Source organism: Micromonospora sp. NPDC049580 (assembly GCF_040675595.1).
Taxonomy (GTDB): domain Bacteria; phylum Actinomycetota; class Actinomycetes; order Mycobacteriales; family Micromonosporaceae; genus Micromonospora.
In genome coordinates, this window is record NZ_JBFAPG010000222.1 from 1 (window position 1) to 9620 (window position 9620).

11 protein-coding genes and 1 pseudogene are annotated in these 9620 nt (G+C 70.9%); 8 read left to right on the forward strand and 4 right to left on the reverse strand.

All coding sequences use genetic code 11. The features are described 5' to 3' along the window. Positions 1-74 precede the first annotated feature (74 nt). Positions 75-518, reverse strand: a complete 444-nt coding sequence (locus tag AB0J68_RS18505) for a hypothetical protein (protein ID WP_355067884.1) — start codon at positions 516-518, stop codon at positions 75-77. Positions 519-633: 115 nt separating this feature from the next. Then, a complete protein-coding gene (locus AB0J68_RS18510) occupies positions 634-984 on the reverse strand; it encodes a hypothetical protein (RefSeq protein ID WP_363939577.1) in 351 nt (116 codons plus the stop codon). Positions 985-993: 9 nt separating this feature from the next. Between AB0J68_RS18510 and AB0J68_RS18515 the strand changes: the two genes are divergently transcribed. From AB0J68_RS18515 to ispG, 6 genes are all read left to right on the forward strand, one after another. Then, a complete protein-coding gene (locus AB0J68_RS18515) occupies positions 994-1548 on the forward strand; it encodes a DUF5753 domain-containing protein (protein WP_363939579.1) in 555 nt (184 codons plus the stop codon). Then, positions 1539-1739: a DUF397 domain-containing protein gene (locus AB0J68_RS18520; protein WP_363939581.1), complete on the forward strand. Its 201-nt coding sequence runs from the start codon at positions 1539-1541 to the stop codon at positions 1737-1739. Before AB0J68_RS18515 ends, AB0J68_RS18520 begins: the two co-directional genes overlap by 10 nt. A gap of 190 nt (positions 1740-1929) precedes the next feature. Further along, on the forward strand, positions 1930-2571 hold the full coding sequence (locus AB0J68_RS18525; protein WP_363939582.1) for a Uma2 family endonuclease: 642 nt from the start codon (positions 1930-1932) through the stop codon (positions 2569-2571). A 146-nt stretch (positions 2572-2717) separates the two neighbouring features. Beyond that, complete coding sequence (gene dxr / locus AB0J68_RS18530) at positions 2718-3929, forward strand: 1-deoxy-D-xylulose-5-phosphate reductoisomerase (protein ID WP_363939583.1); 1212 nt, start codon at positions 2718-2720, stop codon at positions 3927-3929. Then, entirely contained in the window at positions 3929-5179 is a 1251-nt protein-coding gene (locus tag AB0J68_RS18535; RefSeq protein ID WP_354856336.1) for a site-2 protease family protein, read from the forward strand. Before dxr ends, AB0J68_RS18535 begins: the two co-directional genes overlap by 1 nt. Before the next feature lie 9 nt (positions 5180-5188). Continuing rightward, positions 5189-6361 carry a flavodoxin-dependent (E)-4-hydroxy-3-methylbut-2-enyl-diphosphate synthase gene (gene ispG / locus AB0J68_RS18540; protein ID WP_354856334.1) on the forward strand — a complete coding sequence of 391 codons (1173 nt, stop codon included), beginning with the start codon at positions 5189-5191 and terminating at the stop codon, positions 6359-6361. A gap of 63 nt (positions 6362-6424) precedes the next feature. Here ispG and AB0J68_RS18545 read toward each other — a convergent pair whose 3' ends face one another. Further along, entirely contained in the window at positions 6425-7012 is a 588-nt protein-coding gene (locus AB0J68_RS18545; RefSeq protein WP_139586621.1) for a PadR family transcriptional regulator, read from the reverse strand. A 112-nt stretch (positions 7013-7124) separates the two neighbouring features. Between AB0J68_RS18545 and AB0J68_RS18550 the strand changes: the two genes are divergently transcribed. Continuing rightward, positions 7125-8348, forward strand: coding sequence for an MFS transporter (locus AB0J68_RS18550; protein ID WP_355067889.1), 1224 nt, complete (start codon positions 7125-7127; stop codon positions 8346-8348). Between the two features lie 57 nt (positions 8349-8405). Further along, positions 8406-9245, forward strand: coding sequence for a GNAT family N-acetyltransferase (locus AB0J68_RS18555; RefSeq protein ID WP_355067891.1), 840 nt, complete (start codon positions 8406-8408; stop codon positions 9243-9245). 76 nt (positions 9246-9321) lie between these two features. On the opposite strand, the pseudogene AB0J68_RS18560 reads toward AB0J68_RS18555, so the two are convergent. After that, positions 9322-9620: pseudogene (locus tag AB0J68_RS18560) on the reverse strand (hypothetical protein); the annotation flags it as partial.

Genomic DNA, 9620 nt, shown 5'->3' on the forward strand with positions numbered 1-9620 from the left:
GCGGACACCCCGACTTCCGTGCTGGGCACATCAGCGCCAAGATCTGCAGGTGCCCCTGCCCTGGGCGGAACGGGTCAGGCGCTCGGCACCGGTGCCAGGGCCGCCGCGAGGGCCTCGGCGTTTTTCTTGTCCACCCGGGGGAACGTCAGCGTGACGCCGTCCCCGCCGGCGCCGAAGGCGAGGCGCAGCAGGCTCACGATGCCCATCTTCGCCTCGGCGAGTGCGACGTGTTCCCGGGGCACCTCGCCGAGTACACCGGTGCCGGGCCCGCCGAGGAAGGTCTGCGGCAGGAAGATCAGCCGCCGGTCGGTGAGGACGACGAACTGCTTCTTGGTCCGTGACAGCGCGTGGCCCACCGCCCCGGCGCCCGCGGTGATCAGTCCCTGCGAGACGACCGTCCCGAGTCGGCCGGCCGAGAAACTGCCGACCATCGCCCGGGTCGCGCTGACCGGCTGTTCCCCGGGTTGCAGGATCGACGCCACCCGCTCGAACGCGCGCGCCTGAAGCTTCTGGTTCATGTGGTCCCCTCCGTGTTTGACCGTGATCGCCGCTGATGCTCGCGGAGCAGGACACCCCCGGGCCATCCGTCGATCAGACGCATGATCATGACGGTCGGCCAGGGTCGGCGTCGGGTCACCCGCGGTTTCGGGCCGGCCCGCAGGGGCCGTCGTGGGCGTCGGGACGCCGGCACCGGCCCGCGCCGCCGAGCAGGGCGTCACAGAACACTCGGGTACGGAGGAACTGCGCGTCCTCCTCGCTGAGCGTCGTCTCCCCGCAGTCGACGACGGCGAGGTGACCGAGCGAGTCGCACAGTGCCACGGCCAGGGCGGTGGCGTCGTCGAGACTGGTCAGGGTGGTCGGTAGGTGGATGATCCACCGTGGCGCGGTCACCGCGTCCACCGGCAGGGCCACAGCGGCCGGGCCGCACGACGCTGCCGGTCCGGACAGGGCCAGCGCAGCCCACAGGTGCAGTACCGACCCCACCGTGCCCAGTTGCGTGAGTGGATCACCGTCGAACGGGAGGCGACCATGATCCGCTGGTTCGAGCCGTCGTTGATCCCCGGCCTCCTGCAGACCGAGGCGTACGCACGGGCGGTGCTGCGCGGCGGGAGGATGCTGCGGGAGCCGGAGGTCGAGCAACGGGTGGGCTCACGGATGGACCGGCAGTCGGTGCTGAGCCGGGAGCACCCGCCGGAGTTCGTGGCCGTGGTGGACGAGGCGGTGCTGCGGCGGGCGATCGGCGCACCGGCCGTGATGGTGGCGCAGTTCGAGCACCTGCTCCAGATCACCGAGCAGCCGCACGTGGACCTTCACGTGGTGCCGGCCGGGGCGGGCATGCACGCCGGGTTGGCGGGCCCGTTCATCCTGGCCCGGACACCGGACAGCGGTGAGGTCGCGCACCTCGACGCCGCGGTGCGCGCGCACGTGACCGACCGCCCGGAGGACGTTGATAACCTTCAGCGCAGGTGGGAGAGCCTGCGGGGCGAGGCGTTGCCCCGGCGGGCCTCACGGGATCTCGTGCGGGAGCTGGCGAAGTCATGGACCTGACCGGTGCGGTGTGGCGCACGTCCACCCGCAGCGACAACGGGGGCTCCACCTGTGTGGAGGTGGCCACCAATCTGTCGCACCCGGTCGGCGTACGCGACAGCACGGACCGGCACGGGCCGGTGCTGACCTTCACCCCCTCGGCCTGGGCCGCCTTCATCGAGTTCACGGTGGTCAGCCAACCCTCGCGATGACCGCGCCCTGTCAGCCGCAGATCTTGGACAGTTTCCGTTCGGACCTAACGGAAACTGTCCAAGATCTATTCGTGCCGTGCGGGATGCTGCGGATCGAGCGGCGGCGGACTCGGTGTGCGATGACGTGCTGCGGGGGCTGCGGTGGCTAGGCTGACCTGAGCATGATGGTCCGCTGAGGGGGTGAGCCCGGATGGCCCAGGCAGCGTTCGCGCCGGAGCCGGCGCCGCAGCACACCGAGCCGTCGTTCGACGTGCTGCGGTGGCATGACGAGCCGTGGACCGCGCAGCTCGCCCTCGACCTGTTGCCGGAGACCAACGGCCCCAAGGTTGAGGTCCTGAGCGGAAGCGTGATCGTGACACCACATGCGGGATATGACCATCAGGACGCGGAGCTCGATCTCGCCTATCTCCTGAAGCAGGCGGCTCGGCGCGCGAAGCTGTGGCTCTATCTGGAGACGAACGTCGTCTCGGGCGAGGACCTCTTCATTCCGGACATCGTGATTCTTGATGCTCCTGGCGGCGGCCAAACGACGATGGACATCAGGCACGCCGTGCTGCTCGGCGAGATCGTCTCTCCCGGCAACCGACGTAAGGACATCATTGACCGACCGCGTGAGTACGCCGCTGTCGGTGTTCCCTTCTTCCTCCGGGTCGACCTGCGGAACCGGGTACCTACCCTCGCTTTGTACGAGTTGACCGATGGGGAGTACCGACCGGTGGCTGCCGCTGCCGCCGGCACGCGGTTCGTGATGCGCGAGCCGTTCGAGTTCTCCATCGATCCGGGCGACCTGCTGGGCGAGGAAGCAGTCCCAGAAGAGCCCGGCACCGCTTGATCGACACGGTTTCGGCGATGTCGGGGTGTCCGAGAGGTGCGGATAGCCCGACATCGGCGATCTGGAGTTGATCATGCCGCGAGCGCCGCGCGGCGGCGGCTGAGGCTCCCAGCGGGCGTGCAGCGGCGGTGGGGGAGAATGGCCTCGTGACTTCCCCCCGCGACCTTGTTCTGCTCGGGTCCACCGGTTCGATCGGCACGCAGGCCATCGACATCGTCCGGCGCAACCCGGACCGGTTCCGGGTGGTGGCGCTCGGCGCCGGCGGTGGCAACGTCGAGTTGCTCGCCGCGCAGGCCCTCGAACTGGGCGTCGAGGCGGTCGGGGTGGCCAAGGCATCCGCGGCGCAGGACCTGCAACTCGCGTTCTACGCGGAGGCGAGCCGCCGGGGCTGGGCCACCGGCGACTTCAAACTTCCCAAGATTGTCGCCGGGCCGGACGCCATGACCGAGTTGGCGCAGTGGCCGTGCGACGTCGTGCTCAACGGCGTGGTCGGCTCGCTGGGCCTCGCTCCTACGCTGGCCGCTCTGCGCGGTGGTCGTACTCTCGCGTTGGCCAACAAGGAGTCGCTCGTGGCCGGCGGCCCGCTGGTCAAGGCTGCGGTGACGCGGCCGGGGCAGATCGTGCCTGTCGACTCGGAGCACTCGGCGCTGGCCCAGTGCCTGCGGTCCGGGTCGCGCGGCGAGGTGCGGCGGCTGATCGTCACGGCCAGCGGTGGCCCGTTCCGGGGTCGGCGGCGCGACGAGTTGACGCAGGTCACACCCGAGCAGGCGCTCGCGCACCCGACCTGGAACATGGGGCCGGTCGTCACGATCAACTCGGCCACCATGGTCAACAAGGCCCTTGAGGTGATCGAGGCGCACGAGTTGTTCGACGTGCCGTACGCCGACATCACCGTGATGGTGCACCCGCAGTCGGTGATCCACTCGATGGTCGAGTTCACCGACGGGTCGACGATCGCCCAGGCCAGCCCACCGGACATGCGGCTGCCGATCGCGCTGGGCATCGGCTGGCCCGACCGGGTGCCCGAGGCCGCCGCCGCCGTCGACTGGACGGCCGCGCACACCTGGGAGTTCGCGCCGCTCGACGACGAGGCGTTCCCGGCCGTGGCCCTGGCCAAGGCCGCCGGGGAGGCCGGGCGCTGCCGCCCGGCGATCTACAACGCGGCCAACGAGGAGTGCGTGGCGGCGTTCGTGGCGGGCCGACTGCCGTTCCTCGGCATCGTCGACACCCTCGAACGCGTGTTGGAGGACGCTCCGGACTTCGCCGAACCAGGTACCGTCGAGGACGTGCTCGCGGCCGAGTCGTGGGCGCGCGCGCACGCGCAGGAGATCATCGCGGGTTCGGTGGAAGGAGCTTGATGTCGTACCTGCTCGGGGTGGTCCTCTTCGCCCTGGCCATCCTCATCTCGGTGAGTCTGCACGAGGCGGGGCACCTGCTCACCGCCAAGATGTTCGGGATGAAGGTCACCAAGTACTTCGTCGGCTTCGGTCCCACCATCTGGTCGTTCCGACGGGGCGAGACCGAGTATGGCCTCAAGGGCATTCCCCTCGGCGGTTTCTGCAAGATCGTCGGGATGACGCCGCAGGACGACGACGTCGAGCCGGGCGACGAGTCGCGGGTGATGTGGCGCTACCCGGTGTGGAAGCGCACCATCGTGATGGCCGCCGGGTCGATCACGCACTTCGCGCTCGCGCTGATCACCATCTGGATCCTCGCCGTCTCCGCCGGCCTGCCCAACCCGGACTTCCCCACCACTGACGCGCAGGCCCGCAAGGAGCCGGCGGTCATCCAGCTCAGCCCCTGTGTGGTGCCGGAGAACACGCTGCGGGAGTGCACCCCCGCTGACGCGGCCAGCCCGGCCGCTCAGGCCCAACTGCGCGACGGCGACCGGATCACCTCGATCAACGGCACCCCGATCAGCAACTACGGCGACCTGCTGACCACGCTGCGCAGTCTCAAGCCGGGCGACACCACGCGGATCGAGTACGTCCGCGACGGGCAGGCGGGCAGCACCAGCACGGTGCTCGCGCAGACCCAGCGTCCGCCCCTGGACGACCCGAAGGGCGCCGCCGCGCCGGTGGCCGCGCTCGGCGTCGGCCTCGTGCCCAGCACCCCCACCCGCGTGACGTACGGGCCGGTCGGCGCGTTCGGGGCCACCGCCGACTTCACCGGCCAACTGGCCGTCGGCACCGCGCAGGCGTTGCAGCGCATCCCGCAGAAGGTCCCCGCCCTGTGGACCGCCCTCACCGGCGGCGAGCGGGACGTGGACACCCCGATCAGCGTGGTCGGCGCCAGCCGGCTCGGCGGGGAGGCCGTGCAGAACAACGCCTGGCTGGTCTTCTTCATGCTCTTCGTGTCGCTGAACTTCTTCATCGGGGTGTTCAACCTGCTGCCGCTTCTCCCGGTGGACGGCGGCCACATCGCCATCGCCTGGTTCGAACGGGCCCGCTCCTGGGTCTACGCGCGGATCGGCCGGGCCGACCCGGGCCGGGTCGACTACCTCAAACTGATGCCCTTCACGTACGCGGTGATCCTGATCGGTGGCGCGTTCACGCTGCTCACCATCGCCGCGGACGTGGTCAACCCCATCACGCTCTTCTCAAGGTGAGTGCCTGAAGTGACCGCTATCAGTCTCGGTATGCCCGCCGTGCCGCCCCCGCCGCTCGCTCCCCGCCGGGCCAGCCGCCAGATCATGGTCGGTTCGGTGCCCGTCGGCGGCGGTGCGCCGGTGTCCGTGCAGTCGATGACCACGACCCTCACCTCCGACGTCAACGCGACCCTGCAGCAGATCGCCGAGCTGACCGCGTCCGGCTGCCAGATCGTCCGGGTGGCGGTGCCGTCCCAGGACGACGTCGAGGCGCTGCCCGCGATCGCCAAGAAGTCGCAGATCCCGGTGATCGCCGACATCCACTTCCAGCCCAAGTACGTCTTCGCCGCGATCGACGCGGGCTGCGCGGCGGTCCGGGTCAACCCGGGCAACATCCGCCAGTTCGACGACAAGGTCAAGGAGATCGCTCGTGCCGCGGGGGATGCGGGGGTGCCGATCCGGATCGGCGTCAACGCGGGCTCGCTGGACAAGCGCCTGCTGACCAAGTACGGCAAGGCCACCGCCGAGGCGCTCGTCGAGTCGGCGCTGTGGGAGTGCTCGCTGTTCGAGGAGCACGGCTTCCGCGACATCAAGATCTCGGTCAAGCACAACGACCCGGTCGTGATGATCCGCGCGTACCGGCAGCTCGCCGAGCAGTGCGACTACCCGCTGCACCTCGGCGTCACCGAGGCCGGGCCGGCCTTCCAGGGCACCATCAAGTCGGCGGTGGCGTTCGGCGCGCTGCTCGCCGAGGGGATCGGCGACACGATCCGGGTGTCGCTGTCCGCCCCGCCGGTCGAGGAGATCAAGGTCGGCAACCAGATCCTGGAGTCGCTGGGCCTGCGCGAGCGCGGTCTGGAGATCGTCTCCTGCCCGTCCTGCGGGCGGGCCCAGGTGGATGTCTACAAGCTCGCCGAGGAGGTCACCGCCGGCCTGGAAGGGCTGCCGGTGCCGCTGCGGGTCGCCGTCATGGGCTGCGTCGTGAACGGCCCAGGCGAGGCCCGCGAGGCCGACCTCGGGGTCGCCTCCGGCAACGGCAAGGGCCAGATCTTCGTCAAGGGCCAGGTCGTCAAGACGGTGCCCGAGGCGCAGATCGTGGAGACGCTGATCGAGGAGGCGCTGCGCATCGCCGACGAGATGGGCGCCGAGCTTCCTGAGGAGCTGCGCGGGCTGGTCACCGGCCCGACCGTCACCGTGCACTGAGTCAGTCCGAAGAACGCGGGCCGTTCCCCCTCGGGGAGCGGCCCGCATTCGTTCTGGCGCATCTCACTCGGATTCGGCGAGGATCGCGTACAGCTTGCGCCGGGTCTCGTCGAGCACCTGGGCGGCCCGCTCACGCTGGTCGTCGGTGCCGTTCATCATCACCTGGCGCAGGGCGTTCATCGCCTGCGCGCCGGAGTCGCGGATGTCGTGCCAACTGCTCACGGTGCCCTGGGCGACGTCCGCCCACGCCGGGGTCTGCGCGGCCGCGGTGGCCTCCGCCTGCCCGGCCTCGGTGACCGTGAACCGCTTGCGCCCACCGCTGGACTCCTCGGTGCTGGCGGCGATCACACCCTCGTCCTCCAGGAGCTGAAGGGTGGGGTAGATCGAACCCGGGCTGGGCCGCCAGGCGCCGCCGGTGCGGGAGTCGATCTCCTGGATCATCTCGTAGCCGTGCATCGGCCGCTCGGTGAGCAGGGCCAACACCGCGCCACGGACGTTGGGGCGTCGGCCCCTGCCCCGTCCGCGACCGCGTCCGCCCCAGGGGCCGCCGTGTTCGTGGCCGTGACCATGCGGGCCGGGCGGGACCGGCGGGAAGCCGAAGCCCCGCATCCGGGCCTCGTGCATCGGGTGGTGCTGTCGATGGAACCTCATGAGGTTCTTCCTCTCTGCGTACTGTCGCTGATGCATCAACGATATATCGGCAATGCATCGCCGACAAGCTCCTATCTGCAAACCGTACGTACGTCTTGTTAGAGTGGCTGGCATGCGCCTGCTCCCACCGCCCGGTCCGGCCCGGATCCTCACCCTCAGCACCCTGATCAAGACCGTCGGGCGGGGCCTGTGGCTGGTCGCCAGCGCGCTCTTCCTCACCCGCTCGGTCGGCCTCTCGGCCACCCAGGTGGGTGTCGGCCTGACCATCTCGGCGCTCGTCGGCGTGCTCGCGAGCGCACCGAGCGGCTACCTGGCCGATCGCGTCGGGCCGCGCGGCGCACAGGTCGGCGGGCTGATCGCGGCCGGCGTCCTGACCGCCGGCCTGATCGCCGTCCGATCGTTTCCCGCCTTCCTGCTGGTCGGCGCCGCCACGGCGCTCGCCGACGCGGTCGACCGCGGCGCCCGGGGAGCGCTCATCGCCGGCGCGATCCCGGCCGACCAGCGGGTGCACACCCGCGCCTACCTGCGGGCCACGACCAACGTCGGGATCTCCGTCGGCGCCGTCCTGGGCGGCTTCGCCATCGCCGCCGACACCCGCGCCGGCTACCTCGCGCTGATCCTGACCACGGCGGCGGCGTCGCTGGCCGCAGCGGCGATCTCCGTCCGGCTGCCCACCGTCGCACCCGTCGCCGCCCCGACGCGAGGACCCCGGCTGGTCGCCCTACGGGACCGCCCGTTCCTCGCCTTCACCCTGCTCGACGGGCTGATGTCCATGCACTTCAGCCTGCTCACCCTCGCTCTGCCGTTGTGGATCGCCGGGCACACCACCGCACCGGCCTGGATGATCTCGGTGTTGACGCTTGTCAACACCGCGCTGGTGGTGCTCCTGCAGGTACGCGCGGCACGCAGCGCCGTCACCCTGCCGGGGGCCGCCCGCGCGTCCCGCCGGGCGGGGGTCGTCATCGCCCTGGCCTGCGTACTGTTCGCCGCCAGCGGTGCGCTGCCCACACCGGGCGCCATCGGCCTGCTCTGCTGCGGGTCGTTGGCGCACGTGATCGGGGAGCTGTGGCACTCCGCCGCCGGATGGGGGATCTCCTTCGGGCTGGCGCCCGCCGACGCGCAGGGGCAGTACCAGGGGACGTACGGCATGGGTTACGAGCTGGGCAAGATGCTCGCGCCCGTCGTGGTGACCAGCCTCGCCCTCGGTTGGGGCGTACCGGGATGGCTCGCGCTGGGTGGGCTGTTCCTCCTGCTCGGTGCCCTGGTGCCCCCGGTCGTCCGGTGGGCCGGCCGGACCCGTCCGACCAGCCCGGTCGCCGAGCCGATGACCGTGTGACGGCGGGCTCGCCACTCGGCCGGCGGGGCGGGGGGTCGATCTGGCAGGCTGGTAGGCGTGCTGACGGTGCCGGTACGGCAACTGGGGGAATCGGAGCGCCGCGCGGTCGAGCGCCTGCTCGACCGTGACCCGTTCGCGGGCGCGCAGGTCGCGGAGCGTATCGCCGCGCGCGGGCTCTCCTGGTGGCGGTCCGAAGGGCGGATCCTGGGGTACGGCGCCCGGCGCAACCTCGAATCGCTGTGCTGGCTCGGTGGCAACCTGACGCCGGTGCTCGCCACCGACGCCGCCGTGTCCGCCTTCGCCGACCTGCTCGCGGGGGAGGAGCGGCTCTGCTCCTCCATCGTCGGCCGTGCCGACGCCGTCCTCGGCCTCTGGGACCGGCTCTCCGACACGTGGGGCCCGGCCCGCGACGTCCGGCCCAACCAGCCGCTGCTGGCCACCGACACACTGCCGGCCGTACCGGCCGATCCAGAGGTACGCCGCGTCCGCTCCGGCGAGGTCGACCGGCTCTTTCCGGCGGCGGTCGCCATGTACACCGAGGAGGTCGGTGTCTCCCCGCTCGCCGAGGATGCCGGCCGCAGTTACCGCCGCAGGGTCAACGACCTGGTCCGCGCCGGCCGCGCGTACGCCCGGTTCGTCGACGGCAAGGTCGTGTTCAAGGCCGAGCTGGCCGTGGTGACCAAACGGACCGCCCAGGTCCAGGGCGTCTGGGTCGCACCGGAGTGGCGGGGCCGCGGCATCGCGGCCGCCGCGATGGCCGCCGTCGTACGCGACGCGTTGCTCCGGGTCGCCCCCACGGTCAGCCTGTACGTCAACGACTTCAACCTGCCGGCTCGTCGGGTGTACGAGCGCTGCGGCTTCCAACCGGTCGGCACGCTCGCCACCGTCCTGTTCTGACCCGAGCCGGGGCTGGGCATGACAATGGCCGGCACCCGTTCTCGGGTGCCGGCCATTGGTCGGGTCGTGCGGTGGGTCAGCTGTTCCAGTGCTGGGTGACGAGGTCGGTGGCCTGCTGCTCCCACTGGGCGTAGGCGTCCGGGTAGGCGGAGACCTGTACGGTCTGGGCGGCCTGGGTCAGGGGCATGTCCTGCCAGCCGTCGACCTGCTTGAGGCCCTTGAGGAATGCGGTGGTGGAGTACTCGGGGTTGGTGATCTGCTCCGGGGTGCCCCAACCACTGGAGGGGCGCTGCTGGAACAGGCCCAGCGAGTCGTGGTCGTTCATGTCGCCGAGGTGGCCGAGGTTCTCCAGCTTCGACTCCTGCAGGCTCGTCG

Bases quoted from the DNA above. Each gene is read 5' to 3' on its own strand.
- AB0J68_RS18525 (WP_363939582.1), top strand. From the start codon at position 1,930: ATGGCCCAGGCAGCGTTCGCGCCGGAGCCGGCGCCGCAGCACACCGAG.
- AB0J68_RS18535 (WP_354856336.1), top strand. From the start codon at position 3,929: ATGTCGTACCTGCTCGGGGTGGTCCTCTTCGCCCTGGCCATCCTCATC.
- AB0J68_RS18550 (WP_355067889.1), top strand. From the start codon at position 7,125: ATGCGCCTGCTCCCACCGCCCGGTCCGGCCCGGATCCTCACCCTCAGC.
- AB0J68_RS18505 (WP_355067884.1), bottom strand. From the start codon at position 518: ATGAACCAGAAGCTTCAGGCGCGCGCGTTCGAGCGGGTGGCGTCGATC.
- AB0J68_RS18545 (WP_139586621.1), bottom strand. From the start codon at position 7,012: ATGAGGTTCCATCGACAGCACCACCCGATGCACGAGGCCCGGATGCGG.
- AB0J68_RS18520 (WP_363939581.1), top strand. From the start codon at position 1,539: ATGGACCTGACCGGTGCGGTGTGGCGCACGTCCACCCGCAGCGACAAC.